At 64.2% G+C, this 22,444-nt stretch carries 20 protein-coding genes and 1 pseudogene; 1 reads left to right on the top strand and 20 read right to left on the bottom strand.

Annotation, left to right across the window (positions count from 1 at the left end):
• Positions 1–2: 2 nt before the first annotated feature.
• From AB1451_02735 to AB1451_02650, 18 genes are all read right to left on the bottom strand, one after another.
• Entirely contained in the window at positions 3–2,990 is a 2,988-nt protein-coding gene (locus AB1451_02735) for a BTAD domain-containing putative transcriptional regulator (protein MEW6681823.1), read from the bottom strand.
• 1,179 nt (positions 2,991–4,169) lie between these two features.
• Positions 4,170–4,334 carry a hypothetical protein gene (locus tag AB1451_02730; protein ID MEW6681822.1) on the bottom strand — a complete coding sequence of 55 codons (165 nt, stop codon included), beginning with the start codon at positions 4,332–4,334 and terminating at the stop codon, positions 4,170–4,172.
• A complete protein-coding gene (locus tag AB1451_02725; protein MEW6681821.1) occupies positions 4,292–4,480 on the bottom strand; it encodes a hypothetical protein in 189 nt (62 codons plus the stop codon). Before AB1451_02725 ends, AB1451_02730 begins: the two co-directional genes overlap by 43 nt.
• Before the next feature lie 4 nt (positions 4,481–4,484).
• Positions 4,485–6,527, bottom strand: coding sequence for an amylo-alpha-1,6-glucosidase (locus AB1451_02720; protein ID MEW6681820.1), 2,043 nt, complete (start codon positions 6,525–6,527; stop codon positions 4,485–4,487).
• Between the two features lie 284 nt (positions 6,528–6,811).
• On the bottom strand, positions 6,812–7,315 hold the full coding sequence (locus tag AB1451_02715; GenBank protein ID MEW6681819.1) for a DoxX family protein: 504 nt from the start codon (positions 7,313–7,315) through the stop codon (positions 6,812–6,814).
• Positions 7,312–8,088, bottom strand: coding sequence for a DNA-binding domain-containing protein (locus tag AB1451_02710; GenBank protein MEW6681818.1), 777 nt, complete (start codon positions 8,086–8,088; stop codon positions 7,312–7,314). The genes AB1451_02715 and AB1451_02710 overlap by 4 nt, the downstream gene beginning before the upstream one ends.
• Positions 8,072–8,917, bottom strand: a complete 846-nt coding sequence (locus tag AB1451_02705) for a DUF692 domain-containing protein (protein ID MEW6681817.1) — start codon at positions 8,915–8,917, stop codon at positions 8,072–8,074. The genes AB1451_02710 and AB1451_02705 overlap by 17 nt, the downstream gene beginning before the upstream one ends.
• Positions 8,918–8,928: 11 nt before the next feature.
• Positions 8,929–9,261, bottom strand: coding sequence for a DUF2282 domain-containing protein (locus AB1451_02700; protein MEW6681816.1), 333 nt, complete (start codon positions 9,259–9,261; stop codon positions 8,929–8,931).
• Between the two features lie 280 nt (positions 9,262–9,541).
• Positions 9,542–11,098: a mercuric reductase gene (locus tag AB1451_02695; GenBank protein MEW6681815.1), complete on the bottom strand. Its 1,557-nt coding sequence runs from the start codon at positions 11,096–11,098 to the stop codon at positions 9,542–9,544.
• A gap of 71 nt (positions 11,099–11,169) precedes the next feature.
• Positions 11,170–11,949, bottom strand: coding sequence for a DUF3047 domain-containing protein (locus tag AB1451_02690; GenBank protein MEW6681814.1), 780 nt, complete (start codon positions 11,947–11,949; stop codon positions 11,170–11,172).
• Between the two features lie 42 nt (positions 11,950–11,991).
• A complete protein-coding gene (locus tag AB1451_02685; protein MEW6681813.1) occupies positions 11,992–12,756 on the bottom strand; it encodes a TVP38/TMEM64 family protein in 765 nt (254 codons plus the stop codon).
• A 31-nt stretch (positions 12,757–12,787) separates the two neighbouring features.
• Complete coding sequence (locus tag AB1451_02680) at positions 12,788–13,918, bottom strand: inorganic phosphate transporter (protein MEW6681812.1); 1,131 nt, start codon at positions 13,916–13,918, stop codon at positions 12,788–12,790.
• Positions 13,918–16,377, bottom strand: coding sequence for a methyltransferase domain-containing protein (locus AB1451_02675; protein ID MEW6681811.1), 2,460 nt, complete (start codon positions 16,375–16,377; stop codon positions 13,918–13,920). Before AB1451_02675 ends, AB1451_02680 begins: the two co-directional genes overlap by 1 nt.
• Before the next feature lie 139 nt (positions 16,378–16,516).
• The gene (locus AB1451_02670) at positions 16,517–16,693 is read right to left on the bottom strand and encodes a hypothetical protein (protein MEW6681810.1); all 177 of its coding nucleotides are present in this window, start codon (positions 16,691–16,693) and stop codon (positions 16,517–16,519) included.
• Positions 16,694–16,770: 77 nt separating this feature from the next.
• Complete coding sequence (locus AB1451_02665) at positions 16,771–17,358, bottom strand: sigma-70 family RNA polymerase sigma factor (protein MEW6681809.1); 588 nt, start codon at positions 17,356–17,358, stop codon at positions 16,771–16,773.
• A 127-nt stretch (positions 17,359–17,485) separates the two neighbouring features.
• Positions 17,486–18,013: a hypothetical protein gene (locus AB1451_02660; GenBank protein MEW6681808.1), complete on the bottom strand. Its 528-nt coding sequence runs from the start codon at positions 18,011–18,013 to the stop codon at positions 17,486–17,488.
• Between the two features lie 21 nt (positions 18,014–18,034).
• On the bottom strand, positions 18,035–19,453 hold the full coding sequence (gene merA / locus AB1451_02655) for a mercury(II) reductase (protein ID MEW6681807.1): 1,419 nt from the start codon (positions 19,451–19,453) through the stop codon (positions 18,035–18,037).
• A 6-nt stretch (positions 19,454–19,459) separates the two neighbouring features.
• Positions 19,460–19,648, bottom strand: coding sequence for a MerR family DNA-binding transcriptional regulator (locus AB1451_02650; protein ID MEW6681806.1), 189 nt, complete (start codon positions 19,646–19,648; stop codon positions 19,460–19,462).
• A gap of 174 nt (positions 19,649–19,822) precedes the next feature.
• Between AB1451_02650 and AB1451_02645 the strand changes: the two are divergent.
• Positions 19,823–20,080, top strand: a pseudogene (locus tag AB1451_02645) (EAL domain-containing protein).
• 193 nt (positions 20,081–20,273) lie between these two features.
• Here AB1451_02645 and AB1451_02640 read toward each other — a convergent pair.
• Together AB1451_02640 and tsaA are read right to left on the bottom strand one after the other, a co-directional pair.
• Positions 20,274–21,887: a hypothetical protein gene (locus AB1451_02640; protein ID MEW6681805.1), complete on the bottom strand. Its 1,614-nt coding sequence runs from the start codon at positions 21,885–21,887 to the stop codon at positions 20,274–20,276.
• A 46-nt stretch (positions 21,888–21,933) separates the two neighbouring features.
• Positions 21,934–22,395: a tRNA (N6-threonylcarbamoyladenosine(37)-N6)-methyltransferase TrmO gene (gene tsaA, locus AB1451_02635; GenBank protein ID MEW6681804.1), complete on the bottom strand. Its 462-nt coding sequence runs from the start codon at positions 22,393–22,395 to the stop codon at positions 21,934–21,936.
• Between the last annotated feature and the right edge of the window lie 49 nt (positions 22,396–22,444).

Raw genomic sequence — 22,444 nt, 5'->3', positions numbered from 1 at the left:
CCCTATCTCCCCGGCGTTGCGGGCGTTGTGAGTTGCTGTTCGACCCAGAGCCACTGCCGCTGCAACGCCTCGCGTCGGGAGACGATCCACGCCTCCTCGAACCCCGGCAGGTACTCGCCCTGATACAACGCCCGCGCCGATTCAAGATGCTGCTTCCCCTCGCTCCACCGGCCGCGGCGCTCGGCCTGCTTGGCCTGCTGCACCGCATCGTCAAACGCGCAGCAGTCCGACCAACACTGCGTGGGATTCACGGACACAGAGCCGCTGGTGAGCGTGATGATCCCGGTCCCGTTATTTCGCGAGCCGCCCAGCACGGCCTGGAGCCGGTACAGCGTGGTATGAAAATTCGTCGCGCCCCGATCCCCCTCAGCCTCGGGCCAGAGCAGGTCGCTGATCCGGCTCTTGGGCACCTGCTTGCCGCCCAAGGTCAGCAGGGCCAGCAAGAGCTGCAGGGTCTTTCGCCCTTTCCAGGCCTCCGGCGGCACCGGCTGGTCGTGCAGCCGCACCTCAAACCGGCCCAGGGTGTGGATCTTCAGGGCGATCGTGGGGGTCACCTTCCAGTGCGCCATCAGCCGCCGGACATAGGGCGGCTCCAAGCCCCACTCCAGGGCTCGGTTCACCAGGATCGACTTGGTCCGTGGAAGGAGTCCATCGGCCTCTTTGTACTCTTCGGTCTTTCCAAACTTCAGCGCCCGGGCCAGATAGGCTTTGGCCTTCTTCTCGTTGTGCTGATCCAAGGCCACCTTGGCCAACTGGAGCAGGACCCAGAAGACAAAGAACTGGCTGTTGCTCTGTTCCAGGCCGCGCAGCGCGGCCAGCAGATTCCGCTCGGCCTCTCGTGTCTCGCCCATCTCGCCCAAGACCACGCCGACCAGATACCTGTTGAGACTGTGAAACAACGGGCTGCCGCACGCCGCCAGGAGACGATCCGCCTCTTGGACGTGGCTCAGGGCCTGAGACAACTGTCCGGTCGAGAGAAAGCCGAGCGCCTCGCAATAGAACGTGAAGGCGCCGAAATACCGGTTGCCCCCTTGGAGGACTTGGTGGCGGATGGGTGCGAAGATGGCCGCCGCCTCCGTCTCCCCCATCACCATGCGATGGCGGGCCAGGTTGGTTTGCACAAACGGGAGTACGGTGACCAGTCCGTTGGCCAGGCAGATGCGTTCCGCCTCGATCAGAGACGCCAAGCTCGCTTCCGTCTCACCCAGAAATGACTCGACGACTCCTCGACACCCGAGCAATTGGCTCGAGAAGATCGGATCCAACCGCTCCAAAGGAACGGCTTGCTCGGCTTCCGTAAAACAGCGTTTGGCGAGTTGAAACTGCCCGGCGTACATGGCCGCAGTCCCGACATTGGACATCGCGGAGACGAACAAGGGGAGGAGCCCGTGTTGCCGGGCCAGGGCCGCTGCGGCCAGAAGGGCCCGAATCCCGAGCTGTGCATCATTGTGACCATACGTCGCACTAAAACCACTGGCAAGGAGAAAGAGGGTGCGAGCAATCGGTGAACAGGTACGCCCATACCTCTTGAGGAGGGTCCTTCCACGCCGGGTATACTCCTTGAGCGGCCGGAAGTCGTGCCCGCGCCAAAACCCCAGGACGATCAATGACCCGAGCGCCCGGAGTTGGCCTTCCGGATCCCCCGCTGCTTCAAATCCTTGCAGCGCCCGCTGGTAGCAGACCTCCGCCTCCTGGGGCGCGACAAACTCTTGCCCCGCGCCGAGCAGGTACGCCAGCCAGGGACGCCCTTCAATACGAGCGGGCGGAATGGAGCCGATCCACTGGCGCAGCGTCATACGCTTGCCTTGAAACACCGCGCCCAAGCTGATCTGCTCGATGAGCGCCATGGCGGGCTCGTACAGCCGGTAACTCAGATACAGGTCCACGGCTTGTTCCGCCCGCTCCTCGGCCAAGAGGACGGCCGCAGCCTCCTGGACCAGTGCGCCGCGTTCACCCTCCCCAAGGGCCATAACTCGCGTCTGTAGGAACTCGCGCAACAATGCGTGGTAGCGAAAGCGTCGTCCTTCACCCGTGGCGATCTCCACTACGAGATGGTGCCTCAGTAAGATGCGAATCATGGACTCCGCGTTGCCGGACGTGCCGAGAGTGCCAGGCGATTTGAGGGAGAAATCCTCAAAGAACGAGGTCCGCACCATGAAATCTTGCACCGCCGGCTCCAGCCGTCGGTAGACCTCGTGATACAAATAATCCGCCAAATGATCGCCCGCAGCGGACGGTTGAATCGGCCCCTCAAGGAACGAGCCGGTGGCACGGCCTCCCTCCCGTAAGAGAATCATTCCGGTCACCCATCCTTCGGTCACGTCATGAATCGCCTCAGCCTGCTCGCGGGTAGTCGGCACACCCAGCACCTGTTCGAACAGCCCGTGGGTCTCGCCAACGGAAAATCGCAGGAGCGCCTGATCAACAAGAAACAGTTGGCGTTTGGCGATCCAGCCGGCCAGAAAGTCCGGCGGCAGGCTCCGCGATAGGAGGACGATCTGCACCGACGGGGACAGGGCGTCCAGCAAGGCACTGAGAATCGACGGGATCGGGCCGTCCTCCCGGAGGGTGTGAAAATCGTCGAACACGAGGGCGTACCGACCGGTGGCCTGGGCAAACAATCGCTGGCAGTAGGTCCGCGCAAACGCCGCCGGGTCGAACGGGGCGGTAGTCGGCAGCGGTGGAAGGTCGAACTGGATGCTCGGAAATGCGACGGCAAAGCCCTCGGCCAGCAGCGGGAAAAACCCCGCCGGGTCATTATCCGTCTCGTCAAGGCTTAGCCACACGGCCTTGGTGCGGCTCTCTTTCAACCAGGAGAGAGCCAAGGTGGTCTTGCCCTGGCCCGCGGGAGCGGAAATGAAGAGAATCTTGCAACCGTGTGCGCTGTTCAGCGCGTCAAGGCAGTGTCTCCGGGCGAGAATCCGCGGGAGCTTGGGGCGGGTGGTTTTGGCGGCAAAGAGTACGCCGTGCCGGTCTGGTGAAGGAGCCATGTCCGCCCCACTCCTCGCTGCACCGCCCGAGCCGCCTCCAACTCACGCGGTGCGGTCCCGTGACTGTCACAAACAGCAGATAGAACTCCGCCGATGGCCGCCTAGGGGCCTTCGCGCGGTGAACCTGACTTGGGAACAGAGTACAGCGGCCTCTGGACGGGCTTGGCACCGGATGTCCAAGCCCCGGATTGTATGTCCCAGGCCTTCTCGGAGCTCGATTGAGGCCCAACTATACGCTAGGCGGATAACGAATTCAACGGGTTGTTTCCATTGCAGACCTCATGAGGACGCGAAAGCCCGTTCCGCGAATCGTGGAGCGGCAACCAGCCGATGGTGGCTACAATATTGAGGAGCGTCGCTGGAAACGATTCTGGTCAGGGGGGTGTGCGGGACTAAAAGTGGTGTCTCCTCCCGGATTTCTATTCTCTGGCGCGGTTAACCATCGTTAACTGTGAGGGTGTATTTCGGTGCTTCTCGGCGCCATCCAGTACCTTAAAGCAGTGATTGATCAAATATCTGTAACGCGATGATGTTACGAATCAATTACGGCTACACCTCTACTAAGGCGGTGAGGCCACTTTGCGCTCTATTCCGCTTAGGAAACCGCTGCTCTTACACGCCCCCCCTGCACCACGGACAGACTATTCCTAAATGGTATTTGCTACCGCCCTGCTACCGACTTTCGTGATCCAAGCTGATTTGGGCCGATTTACTCCCGGGAATCCCCCATGCAACCGCTTGATAAATCGTGCTCTCTGCTCTAGGATTCATCCTCCCGGGAACTGAAAAGCCTTGTGTCCGGAGTTCGATTCTCCCCCTCGGCACCACTTTTCTCTCAGATTTTCAATGGATTCTCGATGTGTTCATCCTATCGGCTTCAGTCCAACGATCAGGCGTGGGCGTGGGGACGCACCAGCTCGGCCTGGTCGGACAGATGAAGGGTTCGGCCCGATGTCAGCCATCGAACGGTGGACTCGTACGAGCGGTGAATCAGCTCGGCCGCGCGAACGAAGTCGGCGGGAGAGACATTGAGCGGACAGAGCGGTGGAACAGCGTCCCGTCCCGCTCCACATCGCGAGGGACAGGATGAGACTTCCCGTTCCATTGGCCCATCGCATCAGCTCCGACTCGGGACCGCGCGGAGTCCCTTGTAAGCTGTAGCCAATCAACGCGTCAGAATCAGCGCCGGCCGGATAGGCCCAGGTCTTGGGGCTCAACCTCCCGGCCCGGCGTCCAATGAAACAGGTCTCGCTGGAATGCAGGTATTTCGCCCAGCCTCTCCGGCCTGGAGAGGCAGAGCGTCACCCGGACTCCGCGATTCGCCAGGTGCCTGGCGGCGCACATCCCACCCCCGCCGTTTCCGCCAGGGCCCGCCGGAACAACGACCTCGCTCCGGCGCCACGCGTCACCCAACTCATGGGAATTCCCGGGTCACCCGGCCAGATCGGCAGGTCCTCCGAGATCGGGAGATTGACGTCGTAGAGGGTCATTTTTTCACCGCGTCCGTTTCGATCCGGCCCGCCGTGTTCTTATTTCCGCCAGGCGCATTGCAGGATAATTCTGAATCGCCGTCCATGCGCGAAGCACCTCGGCGACGGTCCACGCTTGGGCGATGCATCCCCGCGGTGTCATGGGGGCATCGCCATCAAAGATCTCACTGAGGCTTCCCACGCCGTGGGCCAACAGATGATCGGCCAGCGGATCCAGCAGCGCAAGAGCCCTCTGCGGATCCTTGTACACCCTCGCGTGAGCCAGGACGAACGGTCCCATCAGCCATCCCCACACGGTTCCCTGATGGTACGCCCCGTCACGACTTCGTTGATCTCCGCCATAATGGCCCTGATACCGCGGATCACCGGGCGCAAGGCTGCGCAAGCCATATGAGGTCAGCAGATGGGTTGCGCACGCCTCCACCACTCCACGCTGCTGAGCCACGTCGAGCGGGCTTTCGGGCAAGGAGACCGCAAGGATCTGATTCGGTCGTAACGACGGATCGTGTCCATCCGGTCCGTCCAGCACATCGTAGCAATAACCGGCCGTCTCGTTCCAAAATCTTTTGAATCCTTTGCGGGAGCGCCCAGCCATCACCTCATACTCCTTGTCCGGTGTTCCAAGGTATCTGGCGAACTCCGCCATGGCCCGGAGGGCGTTGTACCAGAGGGCATTGACCTCCACTGGTTTGCCGATGCGGGGGGTGATGACCCGGTCGCCGACCTTGGCGTCCATCCAGGTCAATTGCACCCCGGGCTCGCCGGCAGACAGCAGCCCATCCTCGGGATTTACGTGAATCCGGTAGCGCGTTCCCTTGACGTGCCAATCAATGACGTCGCGCAATGCCGGAAACAGCTCGCGGAGAAGATCGTCGTCTCCGGTTGCGGCATGATAGACGCGGATCGCTTCGACGTACCACAGGGTCGCATCCACGGTGTTGTATTCGGGGGTCTCGCCCTCATCAGGAAACCGATTGGGCAACATGCCGTGGTCCACATACCGGGCAAAGGTCCGTAGAATGGACCGGGCAACCTCCGGACGGCCCGTTGAAAGCGTCAGCCCTGGCAGGCTGATCATCGTATCGCGCCCCCAGTCGCCGAACCAGTGGTAGCCGGCGATGATCGTCCTGCCGTCGGGTTTATCCCTGGAGGGACGGTTGACGATGAACTGGTCGGCGGCAAGCGCGAGGTGATCGATCCATTCAGGAACAACACCTTTCGTTTTGGGTCGAGCCGCCTTCCAGTGCTTCATCACATCCCGTTCGTGCTGCTGACGGGTTGCGAGTGCGGCTCTTCCGTCCAAGGTTGGATTGCTCTCCGTACTCGCCACGATCGTCAGCGATGTCCCTGGTTCAAGCTCCGCGCGAAACGTCACCGCGTGGAGGTGATCCTCTCGGTGATCGAGCCCTCGATCGCGTTCAACAGGCAGATCAAATCCGAGATGCCACGCGTGGGCCGGCAGCGCTTCGGCCCCCTCCGCCAGCAAATAAAACGGCCGGGCTCCAGGAAACGCGGTGACCGAGATGCCGTCCTTGATCGGATCAAGAGCCATTCGCCACGTTCCACCCCGTGTGGTGGCGTGGTAGTCCCGATAATTCACCAAGGCCTTGACCTCCAGGGTGAGCGGCTCCGTGGCCCGACGAAGATCGTAGCGCACGTAGGTTGTGTTCTCTCCCTGTTGCATCCAGACGCGCTTCTCCAGCCACGCATCCGCGCAGGCGAATCTCCAGACAGGGGTCGCGCCTTCCAGGGAGAAGTGCTCGATGTGCCGATACCCGTGGGGAGCGACGGTCCCGTCCGCCCAACGGTTGGTGGAGAGCGGGTAGTCGCGATCATGGTAGCGGGCCGCCTCATCGAGCTTGGCGACCAGCAGGGTCCGTCCCAGCGGCGGCTTCAGCGCAGCCACCAGCGTGCCGTGATAGCGGCGCGTGAGCACGCCCGAGACCGTTCCGGACGCGTACCCGCCAAGGCCGTTGGTCACCAGCCACTCCCGTGTCTCGGCTGACCTGAGGTTGCCGCAAATCTCCCGACCGAATCCGAGGCTCATGACGCTTCGCGGCTCACGGATTTCGATTCCTGTTGACTATTGAAGCTCCCCGCAGCGGGCTGCGGGGAATTTTCGGAGTGCAAGGTGGTGAAGGAGCACGGTCTTCATGTTGCTCGCTTGCACCGCAGCATGCTGCGGGGACTGCGGTCCCCAGCGCCGCCAATGCGCGATCCGGGTCCTTGACTCTTCCAGCCTTCGTTCTTCCGGCGTCATGGTCAGCGTCACTCCGTGCTCAGAACGGCGAGGCCAAGGGCTGCGTGCCGACACCGGCAACGAGCGGCGCGTCAGGATACACCCTTGTCACCCGCCACTTGCCTTCGTCCGAACCAATAGCGCAACAGGGCGTCGGCCGAGAGCAGTCCTGGTCCGTGCAGGACCAAGTACAGGAAGAGAACGCCCCAATAGAACGCCTCTTTCAGGGCGGCCTCGGACAACTGACCGTACGAGATCGAAGCGACGATATTGAGCCCGAAGAGCGAGAGGGCCGCCCATCGTCCGGCCAGGCCGATCGCCAGCAGGAACGATCCTCCGAGCTCCACCGCGGTCGCCAGATACGCGGCGATTTCCGGCGGCAGGTAGGGCACGTCGTAGACCAGGGTGAAGAGCATCACGGTCGACATCCAACTGGAGATTTTGACCATGCCCCCCTTCCAGAAGATCTGAGCCAGGTACAGGCGGACAGAGAGGTCGAAGACCGGAATCAGCGCCTCCAGCAGTCGAACCAGGCCGCCGTGGGCGGAGACGGTGAAATGCGCCGCGCGCTTCAGAACACCGGCATCCTGTGTCATGGCTTCTCCCTGACGGAAAACCCGCTGATGATGTGCAGATCCAGAACGGTGGCAAACAACCGGGAGAAATCGAACTCGGGCTCGGACTCGATCGCCATTCGTTCGACCGAAGCCAGATCGACTCCCCGTGACATGGCCTCAAGCAGCCGGTAGTCCAGGCTGGCCAGCGGCGTGACCCGCACCTTCCCGTCCGCCCGCGTCACGATCACGCCGGTCTCTTCCTCGGGAAGCGGCAGGTCCACGACTTCATCCGCCGGCGCCTCCGCTTGCAGCGCCAGCCAGACTCGCTGGACCGGGAGAGGAAAAGACAGGAGTCGCGAGGCCGCATGAAAGCGGACCGTCACGTGCGACGGATCGACCGACGCGATAGCCTGAAGTTCTTCGCTTGACAGTGGCGGGGAATCTGCGGCCTGATGGACCTCATGGCAGGCCCATTCCAGCCTCGCCAGTTCCGGCAGCAGCGGGGAGACCCGCAGGGCTCTGAGAAACGCGGGCAGATGGCGCCCGTAGGGAAACAGGTCCCCGCTGGTGGAGGGATGAGCTTTGAGGTACCCTCGCGCCAATATTCCGAAATAGTGTTCGCCGATGAAGCGAAACAGGACCGGATAGGTGACCTTCAGCACCTGCGTGTAGTTGAGACGGATCAGACGGCGGTAGAGAGCCACGCTCCGCAGGGCCGACCCGTCGGGCGCGATCGCCGCTGCCACGGCGTGGGGTTTTCCCTCCATGACTCCCTCGGAAAACGTCCGCTGGATCTCACGAAGCCGTGACATGGCATGCTCCGAGAATGGTGTCCGCCTGATTGGCCTGGTCCGCCAGCACCGCAAGCGGCGGGAGATTGGTATCCCATTCGATCAGCGTGGGCCGCGGGCCGATGCGGTCGATCGCCCACCGATACAGGTTCCAGACGTCCGGATGCACGACCTGGCCGTGGGTATCGATCAGCCGTCTGCCGAAGCGATCGAAGCCCGCCAGATGGATTTCCCGGACGGCCTCAGCCGGAATCTCTCGCAGGACATCGAGTGGATCCAGGTGGAAGTTGATCGCGTTGACGTACACGTTGTTGAGATCGAGCAGAATCCCGCAACCGGTTCTCCGGGCCGCCTCGGCCATGAACGCTCCCTCCGGCACGGTGGAGTCCCGCCACGTCAGATACCGGGTGATATTTTCGATGAGCAGCGGCCGCTTCAAGACATTCTGAACTTCGTCGATCCGTGCACAGACGTGATCCAGGCTTTCCGGGGTGTACGGGAGCGGCAGAAGCTCGTTGAGAAAACGACCGCCCACGGAGCTCCAGGAGAGATGCTCTGACACGAATGCCGGCTCGAAGCGGTCGATCAAGGCCTTGAGTTTGTGAAGATGGCTGCGGTCGATCGCATCGGTGGAACCCAGCGAGAGACCGACCCCGTGAAAGCTCAGCGGGTACCGGCTCCTGATGCGCTCGAGAATCCGAAGCGGCGCGCCCCCATCCCCGAAATAATTCTCCGGATGGGTTTCCATCCAGGCGACCGGAGGGGGCGCCTCCAGGATCTCGCGAAAATGATGAGACCGCAGCCCGATCCCGGCCTGCGCCGGGATCGGGGCGGGAAGGTGAGAAGACATCGGGCGCCGCCCTACATCTTCTTCATCATCTCTTTCATTTTGGCCAAGTCCTCTTTGGTAATGGGCAGCACGGTGCCGTTCGCGAGCTTGGCGCACATGCCTTTCGGCAGAAAGACGTAGGAGTCGGATTCGCCGTCTTTCTTCGCCAAGCCCACGCAGGAATGGAGGCTGGTCTTGACCGCGCAGTCGTTCATCCCGGCCCGGGCCACGCCCCCGCAGGCCTCCCAACCGGCGGGCATCTCCGGCATCGGCGGTGCGGCGGCCGCGGTCTGGGCTCCTGCCAGGCTCAATGCGACCAACAGCGCGGACGACCCGACAGCGTTTTTTCTCGTCTTGGCGTTCATCTGAATCTCCTTTCCGGTTGATGTGTGTTCTGACCGACACCCTTACTCATACTGTTCACGTCATCCCGAGTGAGGACCAACTCATGCTGCCTCCTTTCCTCGCTTGCATAACCGAACCTGCACAGCGCCGGCAGGCGCCGAATACGCTGCCTCCTTCCACTCAGGTGGCGAAGCAACGCAGCCCTTGCGCCAGCCTGAATCCCCCCATCCCCCTTTGGCAAAGGGGGGCAAGGCGGGGGCCTTGCGCTCCAGAACGAGTGTGGTGTTCATTCTGGACCCGTTAGTAACGGCTCCAAGCAAACCACCGGCGAAGGGCCTTTTTCTTGCCCTCGGTCAATGTGGTCTTGCGCCAGGCGTTCGCCACCTTCTTGACGACCTCGGCCTGGGTGGGATACGGGTGGATCGTGGCGCCGATTGCGCCTAGGCCCAGCCCGGCCTTCATCGCGACCGTCAGTTCGCTGATCAGGTCGCCCGCGTGCGCGGCCACGATCGTGGCGCCCAGGATCTTGTCCGTGCCCTTTTTCACGTGGACGCGTGCAAAGCCCTGCTCCTCCCCGTCCAGAATCGCGCGATCCACCTCGTCGAGGCGGTGCGTGAACGTGTCCACCTCGATGCCCCGGCTCTTCGCTTCCGCCTCGTACAGGCCGACATGGGCGATCTCCGGATCGGTGTAGGTAGCCCACGGAATGATCAGCGAGGCGGTGCTCGCATAGCCCAATCCGAGCGGATGCGGAAACAGCGCGTTCTGAATCACGATCTGCGCCATGGCATCGGCCGCGTGGGTGAACTGGAAGGAAGAACAGACGTCACCGGCGGCAAAAATCTTGGGGTTGGTTGTCTGCAGGCGTTCGTTGACCCTCACGCCGCTCGTGGTGTCGTACCCCACGCCGACCGTGTCCAGCCCGAGGCCCTGCACGTTGGGCGCGCGACCGACCCCGACCAAGACTTCATCCACCGTGAGGTCGTAGTGTTGCCCGTGCGAGTCCACGGTCAGTCGCTTGCCGCCGCCGGTCTTGTCGATCCTCAGGTCCTTGCCGCAGCACAGCAGGCGGACCCCGTCGCGCTGCATGGATTCGCGGACGATGTCCGCCGCCTCGCGGTCTTCCTTGGGCAGGATGCCGTGCAGAGCCTCGACCAGGTAGACTTGGCTGCCGAACCGGGCAAAGGCCTGCGCGAGCTCGCAGCCGATCGGCCCAGCCCCGATGACCGCCAGACGAGGGGGCAGGCTGGTGAGCGTGAACACGGTCTCGTTGGTCAAGTAGCCCGCTTCCTTCAAGCCCGGAGTCGGCGGCGCAGTCGCGCGGGCGCCCGTGCAGATCGCGGCCTTCTTGAAGCGCAGGGTCCGGTTGCCGGCCTCGCCCGTGACCTCGACGGTGTCAGGCCCGGTGAACCGTCCCTCGCCCATGAAGACGTCCACGCCCAGGCTCTGGTAACGGTGCGCGGAATCGACCGGGCTGATCCGGGCCCGGAGTTTGCGCATCCGCTCCATCGCCGCGCCGAAGTCGTACCGGACCCCCTCGGTCCCCGAAATCCCGAACTCCGCGCCGTCCCGGACCGCGGCCCACGCGCGCGAGGCCGAGATCACGCCCTTGGACGGCACGCACCCGACGTTGAGGCAGTCCCCGCCCATGAGATGCTTTTCGATCAACGCGACCTTGGCGCCCAACGCCGAGGCGATCGCGGCCGTGACCAGGCCGGCCGTGCCCGCGCCGATCACGACGAGGTTGTAGCGGCCCGCGGGCTCCGGGTTGACCCAGTCCGGCGGGTGCACGTTGCTGACGAGCAGGCGGTTGTGCTCATCGTCCGGAAGGAGCATTGCGCCGTCGTGATTGACCATCGTCACCGTGCCCCCCGTTCCGTCTCGCCTCGGCTCATCAAGCGTGCCGCTCGCTGGCGGGCCCTTTCGCCTCACCGGACTCGTTTGAACACGATGTCGCCATAGTACGCCGTGGCGGCTTCGCCCGTGTTGTCGGTGTCGGTCATGATCGCGACGCCGTTGACCAGCAACGGCTCCTCATCGAACGCTTGCCGGTAGTCCTCGTAGAGGTTGCGCTCTTCTTCCATCCAGCGGCCGACATCGGCGTCACCGGATTCGACCACGATCATCTTGACGAAGTCGGTGAACGCGTTGGGGACGATCGTCCCCTGCGGCGTCCGGCGGTCCCAGATGTAGTTGATCGCGCCGATGGGGATGTCGCCGAACAGAAGCCGGCCAGCCTTGTACTTGGCCTTCTTGGAGAACCTGACCTTGTCGGGGTCGTACGCAAACGTGATGTAGAGCCGCGCCGCGTAGTCGTCGCCGGCTTTCTTCGTCACGTCGCCCTTGGCGATGACGTTGGCGATCCTCCACCGCCACGCAACGATGGGATACTCCTTGAGGTCGATCGCCACCTCGCGCGTGAGCCCCGACGCGCCCGCGCGGCTGTCCGCGCGCACCACCGTGCGGTCTCCGTCGCGCACGACGGCGTACGCGGTATGGGTGGGCACTTTCTTGAACGTGAGCGGCTTCCACCCCGGCGGAGGATCGGGACCTTCGGGCGCGGAGGAGAACGCGCCCACGATCAGCGCGTCATCCGCCGCGGCAGGACCCGCGAAAGGCGCTGCCCCCGCCACGACCAGCGCCACGATTGCGAACAGCGTCCAGGCACCGGCGTGACTCGTCCAGCCGATTGCCGATGGTCGATCCATGACCGCTCTCCTTGGCTCTGAACGTGAGGGCCATCGGCGTCTCTACCGGACCGGCGATGGCCGTCGCAGTTTCTGATAGATCACCGGGACGAGCGCGAGGCCCCCGAGGAGCGCAAAGGCGCCCAGCACACCGGGCGATACCACGTCCTTGAGCGACTCGATCGCCCCCAGTTGGCTGCCCGCATTGGCGTACACGGCGCTGCCGGGCAGAATCCCCACCGCGGTCGCCGCCACGTACGTGGAGAGCCGGACCCGCGTCAATCCCGACGCCAGATTGACGAGAAAGAACGGAAAGAGCGGGATCAGGCGCAGCGTCAACAGGTAGTTGAACGCATTCTGAGCAAACCCGCGCTGGATCGACGCCAGCCGCGGGCCGAATTTGCGCTCGACCGCGTCCCGGAGCAGGTACCGGGCCGCGAGAAACGCGAGCGCGGCACCCGAGGTCGCGGCGAGATTCACGTACACGGTGCCCCACAGCGTGCCAAAGAGGAATCCGCCGGTGAGCGTCAGAATCGCGGCACCGGGAAGCGAGAGCGCCGTCTGTGCGCAGTAGATCACGATATACGACCCGACCGTCGCGGCATAGTGCGCCTCGGTGTAGGCTCGCAGCGCATCCTTGTTCGCCTTGAGCGCGGCCAGGGAGAGGTATTGCCCCAGGTCGAAGTAGAAGAACGCGGTCACGCCCACCACGAAGAGGGCCAGGATCGCCAGCTTGCCGAGCAACGGCCCGCCCCGCACCGCGCGATGCGGGCCCGGCCTCGCCCCTCCGTTTCTCCGATCGCTCGTCACTACGTTCGACGGTCTCACTATGCAGAGCTCCGCGCTGAGAGTGCTCGTCTCAACCCTGACCGCCCATGGTGTAATAGGCGGCCGCGGCCAACACCGCCGCGACCGGCAACGTCGTGATCCACGCCAGGGCGATCGAGCCGATCGCCTTCCAACGAGCCTGCCCCGTGACCGCGCCGATCCCAAACAGCGCGCCGCAGGAGACGTGCGTGGTGGAGACCGGCAGCCCCCAGCGCGAGGCCCAGATCACGAGAAAGGCCGTGGCCAGGTTGGCGGTGAACCCCTGCCCGTGGTTCATCGCCGTGATCCGGTGGCTCATGGTCTCCGCCACCCGTCGGGCGCTGAGCAGGCCGCCCATGGCCATCGCGATGGTCACGATCGTGGCCGCGAGCGGCAGGTGCAGCGCCTGCGCCGTGACCAGCAGTGCCACGACTTTGGGCGTGTCGTTGAGTCCGCGCGCGAAGCAGACCGCCCCCGCACTCAGGTAGTGCAGCCGATCCAGAATGGTTTGGAGGCTCACCCCCCACATGTGCCCGGCATATCGCTGAAAGCACTCCTGGGGGTCGGCGATGGCGATCGAGGGGAATGTGCCGGCGACCGACGCCGCGAGGGGTGCCCCGCGCGGTTCAACCGCAATGACGCGGACTTCCTCCCCCACGCACACGCAGGTCTCTCGCGCAAACCCCAAACCCTTGCGGGCCCCGTGAAGGAGCGGATAGGCGGCAGCCGTGAGCGCGATGGCGGCCAACGGCGCGATCACGAGCGGCGCCACGAAGGCCGTGCCCAGCGACGCGAGGTTCACCCCCCCAAGACCGCGCGCCGCCAGCCCCGCGCCGACCAAGCCGCCCACCAGCGCGTGGGTGGTGGAGATCGGGAACCCGAAGCGGGTGGCCAGAAACACGGTGGTCGCGGCGGCCAACGCCACGGCGGACGCGAATCCCGAGTCGGCCAGCACGGCATCGGGCACCAGGCCCTTGCCGGAGAACTTGGCGACCAGCCCCGCGGCCACCACGATCGACGCCAGCGAGCCCGCGAACGTCGTGATCGTGGCCCAGCGCAACGCGCCCGGGTATTCGCTCGCGCCCGAGCCGAACAACGTGGCCACGCCCTTGAAATTGTCGTTGGCCCCGTTGGCATAAGCCAGCCAGAGCACGATCGCGCCGATCAGGAGGACGGTGGTCATCAGCAGCACCCCGAGGCGGGATCGCAGCCGCCAACCGTGGGAGCGATCTCACCGGTCACGCCCGTGACCGCGAACAGCCCGGCGTACGACGCGTGCGAGAGCTTGGCCGCGGTGTCGGTGCAGACCTCGACCGCCACGTTCCGCGGGAACCAGTGGCCCTCCTCGTCGCTGACGCCCTTGAACGGGCCGAGGTACGTCGCGGTCTGGCCCGCGTACACGCAGCCCGCGGTCTTTTCGAACTTGAAGCCACGTACGGTGACCGAGAAGAACCTGAAGCCCTCGACCTCTTTCCAGAACGTCTTCTTGAGGACCTGCAGCCCGTAGAACCCCGCGCGTTCCAGCGCCGCCAGGAACTCTTCCTCGGTCAGCGAGCCGCTGATGCACTCGCCCCACAACCTGGGATCTTGGCGCTGGTGCGGCGGGACTTCCTGGTCTGCGACGATGTCGGCAATCACGATCCGGCCGTGGTCCTTCAGCACGCGCCACATCTCGGCGAACACCCGCGGCTTGTCGGGCGACAGGTTGATGACGCAGTTGGAGGTCACGAGATCGACCGTCTTCGATTCGACGGGAATCTGCTCCAGATACCCCTCGCGAAATTCCGTCACGTCGTATCCGAGGGCGGCCGCGACCGGCTTCTGCGCCTCGCGCGCGACGGCCAGCATCTGGGGCGTCATGTCCACGCCGATGGCCCGGCCCGTGGGGCCCACCTTCTTCGCGGCGATGAACACGTCGATACCCGCGCCGCTGCCCAGATCGAGCGTGGTCTCGCCGGGTCTGATCCCCGCCGTGCCCACCGGCGAGCCGCACCCGTAGAAACGCTCGACGACTTCCTTGGGGATGTGAGCGAGGTCGTCGGGGTTGGGTTGCACGGGGCAACAGAGTTCCTCCTGCGGCGTCTCCGCGGCATTGCCGTAAAACTCGCGGACGACCTTGCGCGGGGCGTCCAAGTCGAACGTCAAGACGCACTCGGACCGGCTGGTGAGCACCTCGCCGGGCGTCTCATCGGTCGCGCACGTCACCGCGGCTTCGCCCATGCCCGTGTACACGATCGGCGCGGAATACCCGGACTTGCGGTTGGTCACCAGCGCCTTGCGCTGCTCGGTCAGCTCCTGTAGGGCGTCGGCGATCATGGCCTGGTGCAGCTCGCAGTAAGGGTCGTGCGCGTTGATCGAGCCGCCGTAAAAGTGGGCGTGCTCGATGTCGCCGCCCCCGCACAGGAACTTGAGCGGACAGGTCCGGCAGATCGCCTTGTCTTCGACCGTGGCTGACGCGAATGCGCGCGCCACCGTGCTCGACGTCCAGATGTCGGACAGGGGTCGGTCGAGGATCGACCCGCACGCCAGCGCCGGCACATTGGCCATCGCGGCCGAGGGGTAGACCTGGCCATCGGAATAGACGCAGAGGCTGGAGACCCCGGCGCTCGCCAAGTCGCGCTTGGTACCGGCCGGGTATCGGAGCCGGGTTTTCACGGCCTCGTGGTTGTCCACCATGACGCCCATGGATCGCCCCACCTCGCGGCAGCGACGCACCACCTCGATCACGCGTTCCACCGGGGGCGTGCGATCGACGCCCCCGTCATCCGCGCGCCCGCGCTTGTGCAGCCAGAGGAGGTGGTGCGTGGTCCCGCCAAGGCGCGAGACCAGTCGGGTGACCTCGGGGACATCATCGGCATTCGCCTCGGTGATGACGGTGCTGACCGTGACCGACAGTCCCGCGGAGATTGCGGCACGGATGCCGTTGACGATCCGCTGAAAACTCCCCCTCCCGCGGATCGGGTCGTTGGTCTCGGGCATGGAGCCGTCGAGACTGATCTGGATTTTCAGTCGCGCGGGGTCGCGCCGACGAAGCTCCTCGATCCGGCTCGGGGTGAACAGGATACCGTTGGTCAGGATCGCCAGTTCGGCTTGGGGGTCTTCCAGCGCGGCGTCGATGAGCGTCAGGATGTCTTTTCTGAGAAACGGTTCGCCGCCGGTGAAGAAGAACCGGCGCACGCCGAGCGCCCGGGCATCCGCGGTCACGCGCAGGAGCGCGTCGGTGGGCAGCCCCTTGTCGCCGTCCGGGCCGGAGGAGACCAGGCAGTGGCTGCACGCGAGGTTGCACGAATTGTTGGTGTGCAGCCAGAGTTCGGTCAGGCGCCGCGGCCCCAGGTGCGACGCGCGCCCGCGATACGGCTCCCGAGCGATGGGCTGGTGGGCCAGCATGCCGCGGCGGATCGCGTCGCGCGCGAGCGTGTCCACGTGCTGCCAGGCCGCCGCGAAGTCCAGTTTGGCTTCAGCGGCGTAGGCGCGGACCACCTGGCCGAACGTCCGCGTGCCGTCGAACAGATCCAGGATCCGCCGGCCGCGCTCGTCGGTCCCGATCCAGTTCGGCCCCGCGGGGTCGAGCAGGACGGTCACGCCGTCGAGCGTCATGGTCTCCCGGATCGGCACGTGCAAAACCGTCTCATGGGTCAACATCAAGTAGGGCCTCCTTTCCGACCTTGCTGGGACGTCACCTGGCGCCGCCTCACCCGATCGAGGCGACATGACGATTGCAACCGGTTAGTCGTATGCGCGGTCGAAAACTTACAGGCCCCGGGGAGCCAGGGCGCGGGGACTACCCCAGATCGATGAGTCGCTGGATGATCCGCCGACGGGCGTCGGTAGACAGGGTGTGCGGAGTGGCGTCGGCCAGTCGCTCGCCATTCGTAAGACTGACCACCTTCCGGAGAAAGCGAAGCTGGCGGCTGTACCGTTGGCAGAAGCGGCACATGACCAGGTGGACGGCCAGCATCCACCGCTCCCCAAGAGCCAGTGGTTCGTCCAGGGCTCTGGATGCGAGCGGCGCCATTTCCGAACAATTGAATAGTCTCATCGGTCCTCAGCAAACCAGTGCACTTCCAGGCAACGCCGCAGGGCTTGGCGCGCCCGGTACAAGATGACCCACACATGATTAGTCGTCGCAACACCGACAACCTTACGGATCGCCTCGCCATCCAGGCCCTCGTCCTCTTTGAGCGCAAAGGCCAGCCGCAACCGGCCGGGAAGCTGCTCGAAGCACCGGGAAAACACGCTCCAGAACTCCTGGTTTTCGGCGAACGCGGCGGGCGAATTACCCCAGTCGCCAGGGGGATGCTTCCAGCGGCCGCGCTCGTCGAAATACTCGTCGGCGTCCTCGTCGGACTCAAGGGAGTCGGCGGCGGGCCGGGCGCGATCGCGGCGACGGCTGTCCGCGATCTTGTGTTTGAGAATGCCGACCAGCCAGGTGCGTTCGGAAGAATGTCCCGCGTAACGATCTTTCGATTGCCACGCCGCCAGGTACGTCTCCTGGACCAGCTCCTCGGCCAGGTCGCGATCCGCAACGCGCAGCATGGCGAATCGAAACAGCGCGTCTCCGTGTCGATCCACCCACGACGCGGGGTCGTTCGCCTGGGCGATCTCGTGATCGGTCCGTTCCATATCGGCTGAAATGTCGTCCTCCGCGAGAGGGGTCCATCATACCGTTCACCTGTTGAGGGATCAAGATTGGGCAACCTCCTCCCTCTGCGTTACTGCCGTGAGCGGCGGTATCGGCGATTCGCTTCCTTCAGTAGACGAGGTAAGAATCCGCGCTCGTCCGCAGCCGGATCATCTCGGGCAGCGTCACCGGTTTAAAGAACTTGCCGGAGACCCGATCGAGATCGCCCGGCTGCTTGGCGATACCCGCAGTGATCAGCATCTCTTCGTCGATATAGAACTTCGCCCCCTTCTCATTCAGCATCTCCAGGTACTCGCCGTACACCCTGGGCACGCGTTCCAGGGGCACGCCGAACTGCCGGGCCAGCACCTCCCGCATCCGCTCCGGCAGCTTATACGCCTCGATATCGTCCTTGCCCCGCCAGCCGATCTTGTAGGTATTGACCGCGTCGGCGTCGATGAGCACGTTGACCTTCAACCCTTCTTCGAGCGCGGCCCAGATGGCGTTGTAGGCCACGCAGATCTGCGCGTCGTCGTGCTTGAGGCTCGTTTTCAGATGGATCAACATCGTCTGGGGTTCCGCCGCCGCTCGCACACTACTGATCAGCATCAGACTCACGGTGATAAGCACTCCCGCCATGACGGTTTTGGGGTTCATTGAGACCTCCTTTTCTCCGCATTACTCCGCGCAACAGGATAGCTTTGACACATCTTTTGTGAACATCTGGGCCGCCATCCGGATGGCCTCCGACATGGTGGGATAGACATGGATGGTTCCGATCAGATCGTCGATCGTGAGCCGGCACTTCACCGCCAGCGCGGCTTCGTGGATGAGATCCGCTCCTCGATTCGCGACCAGTTGGACACCCACGACCCGCTTGGTGTCTTGCTCGATCACCATCTTCACCAGGCCCTTCGTCTGATGGATGGCCGCGGCCTTGGGTAAGTGGGCGAGGTCCAGACAGTCAGCCTCCACTTGCATTCCCTGTGCTCTGGCCTCGGCTGCGCTCAGTCCCACGGCCGCGACTTCCGGATCGGTGAAGACCGCCCGGGGGATGACCGTGTAATCCATCGTGACGTGATTTCCACTGAGCATGTTCTGGGCCGCCACCACCCCTTCACGAGCTCCCACCGGCGTGGCCAGCGGTGGGCCCGTCACATCGCCCGCCGCCCAGATGTGGTCGGCCGTGGTCTGCATCGTGTGATCGACTTCCACAAAGCCGTGTTGATCCACTCTGACTCCCACGGTTTCCAGCCCGATCCCATCGCTGTTGGGGACCCGGCCGCAGGCGACCAGCAGCCGTTCGGCTACAAACCGCCTCGCCCGGCCCTGAACCTGCGCCGTGACTGCAGTCCCCCTGGACGCTTGAGCGATCTCACTCACCGCCGCATGGGTCTCGATCCTCACGCCTTCTTCGATCAAGATCCGCTGAATCGCTTGAGCCACCTCCTCGTCCAACCCCAAAAGCACGTGACCGCCCCGCTCCAGGATCGTGATCTTGGTGCCGAATCGGTGAAACATCTGACCCAACTCTAGCGCGATCACGCCCCCACCGATGATGACCATCGACTTCGGCGGCTTCTTGAGTTGAAAGGCCTCGGTGCTGGTGAGATACGTGACCTTGTCGATTCCCGGAAACTCAGGAATGCACGCCCGTGAACCGGTCGCAATCAGAAAGCGGGGAGCCTCCACCACCCGATCGCCGACCTGAACCTGGTGCTTGGAGAGAAAGCGGGCATGACCTTTTAGGATAGCGATTTTCTCATCCGCCTCAGCAATATCGATGTATTTTTGCCGGCGCAGTGTCTGCACCAGTCGATCCTTCTGTCGGATCAGGGCCGCGAAGTCCAACGTTCCACGTCTTATTCCCAGGCCCTGATAGGTGGTATGCGCCGGCGCATAGTAGAGCTCGGCCGCCCGGATCAGGTTCTTGCTGGGAATGCACCCCACGTTCACACAGGTGCCGCCGATGACGCGACGCTCAGTCATGGCCACCCGCGCCCCCAGCTCGGAGGCCTTGATCGCTGCGGCAAACGCCGCCGACCCGGACCCCAGGATCACCAGATCATATCGATCATCGGCGGTCAGGTGTGGCACGGCCGATCACCGCTCCTGTCGCGGCCCTGTCCGCCGGATGAACCGCACCCGCGCGAGGGCCGAGTCCGTATATTCCCGATAGCCCGAATCGCGCCGAGAGGGCGGCGGGATCAATCCCCGGCGCTCGTAGCAGCGGATCGTATCCACCCGGACACCCGCTTCTCTGGCAAGCCATCCAATGGTCGAGGGCTTCATCGAGCGCACTGTACACCCTGGACCTAGGTCCAGGGTCAAGCCCCTGAAACAGGCTGCTGAAAAGGTCCGTCTGCAGCGTGAGTTCTGAGGAGCCTCGGCCGCCTCACCGTCTCGGCGGCGCTCGTGGCTCGGAGCCGCTTCTCCTTGGCGCCACTCGCCTCACGTACAACCCCGGTTCGTCACGCGGTGGAACGGGGCGAATTTATCGTCTATTACCAGCCGCAAGTGGATCTCACGACCAAGCGGATCACGGGGATGGAGGCTCTCGTGCGGTGGCAACACCCCGAGCTGGGTTTGCTGTCGCCGGCCCAGTTCATCCCCCTGGCTGAAGAAACCGGCTTGGTCGTCGCGATCGGCGACGCGGTGCTTCGCCAAGCCTGTGCGCAGACCCGGTCGTGGCAAGCGGCGGGCATCGCGCCCTTTCCGATCTCGACCATTCAGGGCTACCTCGCAAGCCGTCCGATTCCAGCGGATGAGATGACGGCGCTGCTGCAAACCACGAGGTGGAGTGGCCGCGGCGACGACTGCCAAGAACGGGCACTCCCGCGCGCCGCCTAGGTGTACAGGCGTGACCTTTCCAGTGCCCCAGCGAGTCCCAAAGGTATTCCCCTCCATGAACAGGCGCTCAGAACCGAGAGGCGGTCAGGGTCACGTCCGCCTGCTTCCACGCTTTTTTGAACTGCTTCTCCACCGCCACCCTGTCCTTGTCCAAACCCTGCGCTTCCAACGCTTGGGACAACCCGAATAAACTCCAACCGTTGTCGGGGTGGCGTTGCAAGTCTTCGCGGTACACGGCCTCGGCGTCCTTGGGCAGGCCCGCGGCCAGCAACACCGCGCCCAGCGAGTGGCGGACGGGCGCGTGCCACCCGGGCGGTTCCTCGTACGTCAGCCCGTCTTCCAGTTCAACCGCTTTCCGGAGCTGCGCCACCGCGTCCTCGGTCCGGCCGCGATGCGCCGCGAGTTCGCCGCCCAACACGTACCCTGCGATCTGCAACAACGTGGACGCGGAGTTCAGACCCACCATCTGAGTGTCGGGCACCTCGACCGACAACATCCGCACCTCACCCAGCGCCTGATCCGCCCCCTCGAGCCGGCCTTTCGCCATGAACGCGAGCCCGCGCGCGTAGTGCCAGATCCCCCTGGTGTACGCGAACTCCTTGGCCGGCTCGGGTTCGTTGAGAATGTCGTCCCACTTGCCGAACCGCACCATCGCGTACAGGCTTGTGGGCTTGAACACCTCCAACGGCGGAATTTGTTTGATCGCGTCGTCCGGGACGATCGCGGACAAGTCGCGCGCGGCCTTGATCGCTTCGGCGCTCCGCCCGCCCATGGAGGCCGCGGACCACAAGAAGTGCACGTTGTGGGGGTAATACATCAGCGGATACACGCCTTCGGGCTTGCGGCCTTCGATATAGTGATGGTCGATCGCCACTGCCTCGGTGTTGCTCTTGACCGCGTCGTCGTACCGGCCCACGCGCATGTAGATGTGCGCCGGCATGTGCACCAGGTGCCCGGCGCCCGGCATGAGTTTGGCGAGGCGCTCCGCGCAGGGCACGGCGAGTTGCGGCTGCACGGCCTCGACCGCGTGGATATACAGATGGCACGCGCCCGGGTGGTTGGGATTTTTCTTGATCGCGGCCTCCAGCGTGGCCGCGATCTCCTGGGTCCCGGGGTGTGGGTCGCCCGCTTTGGTCCAGTAGTCCCACGGCCGCAGGTCCATCATGGCTTCGGCGAACAGGGCTTGGGCGTCCACGTCGTCCCGAAACTGCCGCGCCACCTCGCGCATGGCGTCGGCATAGGCCTTGTCCAGCGCGGCGCGGTTTCCCCCCGGTCCTGCGTAGCGGACCGCCAACGAACGGATATACACCTGCTCCGCCACGGTCGCCTTGGCGGCCAGCGCAACCGCTTTCTGCGCGGCCTCGTGCGCCGGTGCTTCCGCGGCCGGGTCCATCGGCATGTTGATGTTGGGACCCAACACCAGCGCCATTCCCCAGTAACACATCGCGCATTGCGGATCGAGGCGCGCGGCTTCCTGAAACGATTGGTGCGCTTCGGCGTGATTAAAGGCATATGCCAGCCGAAGCCCCTGGTCGAAATATCGCTGTGCGGGTTTGGACGACGTGGTGATCGGATGGTGCAGACTACCCAGGTCTTTCATGAGCGGGACTGCCGAGTCGGCCTTTTCCGCGGCCGCAGCCTGGCCCCATCCCAGAGCCAATGCCCCGGCCAACATGATCATCACCCCTCTGTACGCACGCGCCTGCCTCATTTGGCTCCTCCCCGTTTCACGGTCTTAGCGGGTTTTCTTCCACGGCGTCCATCCACCCGAGCGTGGCCTCGGGACGACAGTCAAAATGTCCCAGATAGGGTTTGATGTCCAGCACCGGCGTGCCCTCCACCACATCCACCCCTTTCACGAACAGGCGGTTTCCCTCGCGTTTGAGCAACTCCACCGTGAGAATACCGATCCCATTGGGCCGGTGGGGAGAGCGGGTGGCGAACACGCCGCGTTCCTGGGTCTGCCCAGGGGGAAACACCCTCAAGGGTTTGGCGGTGCTGAGATGGAACGCGAAGATCACGAACAGGTGAGAAAACCGATCGATGTCGAGCAAGCCGTCCGCGTACGCCGGGTCCACCTCGATCACCGCTTCGGCGGTCGGGGCCTGGCCCAACGCCTTGGGAATCTCGCCGGGCGTGCGATACGGCGTGTGAAACACGCCGATGGGCGTATACGTAAAGGCCGTCATCGGGAACCGATATACCGCAGCCTCGCCGGACGCCGCAAGCCCGCAGATG

It is taken from the genome of Nitrospirota bacterium (assembly GCA_040757335.1).
Taxonomy (GTDB): domain Bacteria; phylum Nitrospirota; class Nitrospiria; order 2-01-FULL-66-17; family 2-01-FULL-66-17; genus JBFLXB01.
This window is presented reverse-complemented; position numbering and strand designations above follow the sequence as displayed.

Coding starts and splice junctions, on each gene's coding strand:
- AB1451_02710 (MEW6681818.1), bottom strand. CDS start 8,088: ATGTCACGGCTTCGTGAGATCCAGCGGACGTTTTCCGAGGGAGTCATG.
- AB1451_02725 (MEW6681821.1), bottom strand. CDS start 4,480: ATGACCCTCTACGACGTCAATCTCCCGATCTCGGAGGACCTGCCGATC.
- AB1451_02665 (MEW6681809.1), bottom strand. CDS start 17,358: ATGGAACGGACCGATCACGAGATCGCCCAGGCGAACGACCCCGCGTCG.
- AB1451_02675 (MEW6681811.1), bottom strand. CDS start 16,377: ATGTTGACCCATGAGACGGTTTTGCACGTGCCGATCCGGGAGACCATG.
- AB1451_02715 (MEW6681819.1), bottom strand. CDS start 7,315: ATGACACAGGATGCCGGTGTTCTGAAGCGCGCGGCGCATTTCACCGTC.
- AB1451_02730 (MEW6681822.1), bottom strand. CDS start 4,334: ATGTGCGCCGCCAGGCACCTGGCGAATCGCGGAGTCCGGGTGACGCTC.
- AB1451_02680 (MEW6681812.1), bottom strand. CDS start 13,918: ATGACCACCGTCCTCCTGATCGGCGCGATCGTGCTCTGGCTGGCTTAT.
- AB1451_02705 (MEW6681817.1), bottom strand. CDS start 8,917: ATGTCTTCTCACCTTCCCGCCCCGATCCCGGCGCAGGCCGGGATCGGG.
- tsaA (MEW6681804.1), bottom strand. CDS start 22,395: ATGACGGCCTTTACGTATACGCCCATCGGCGTGTTTCACACGCCGTAT.
- AB1451_02660 (MEW6681808.1), bottom strand. CDS start 18,013: ATGAACCCCAAAACCGTCATGGCGGGAGTGCTTATCACCGTGAGTCTG.
- AB1451_02690 (MEW6681814.1), bottom strand. CDS start 11,949: ATGGATCGACCATCGGCAATCGGCTGGACGAGTCACGCCGGTGCCTGG.
- AB1451_02650 (MEW6681806.1), bottom strand. CDS start 19,648: ATGAAGCCCTCGACCATTGGATGGCTTGCCAGAGAAGCGGGTGTCCGG.
- AB1451_02695 (MEW6681815.1), bottom strand. CDS start 11,098: ATGGTCAATCACGACGGCGCAATGCTCCTTCCGGACGATGAGCACAAC.
- AB1451_02670 (MEW6681810.1), bottom strand. CDS start 16,693: ATGCTGGCCGTCCACCTGGTCATGTGCCGCTTCTGCCAACGGTACAGC.
- AB1451_02640 (MEW6681805.1), bottom strand. CDS start 21,887: ATGATCATGTTGGCCGGGGCATTGGCTCTGGGATGGGGCCAGGCTGCG.
- AB1451_02700 (MEW6681816.1), bottom strand. CDS start 9,261: ATGAACGCCAAGACGAGAAAAAACGCTGTCGGGTCGTCCGCGCTGTTG.
- AB1451_02720 (MEW6681820.1), bottom strand. CDS start 6,527: ATGAGCCTCGGATTCGGTCGGGAGATTTGCGGCAACCTCAGGTCAGCC.
- AB1451_02735 (MEW6681823.1), bottom strand. CDS start 2,990: ATGGCTCCTTCACCAGACCGGCACGGCGTACTCTTTGCCGCCAAAACC.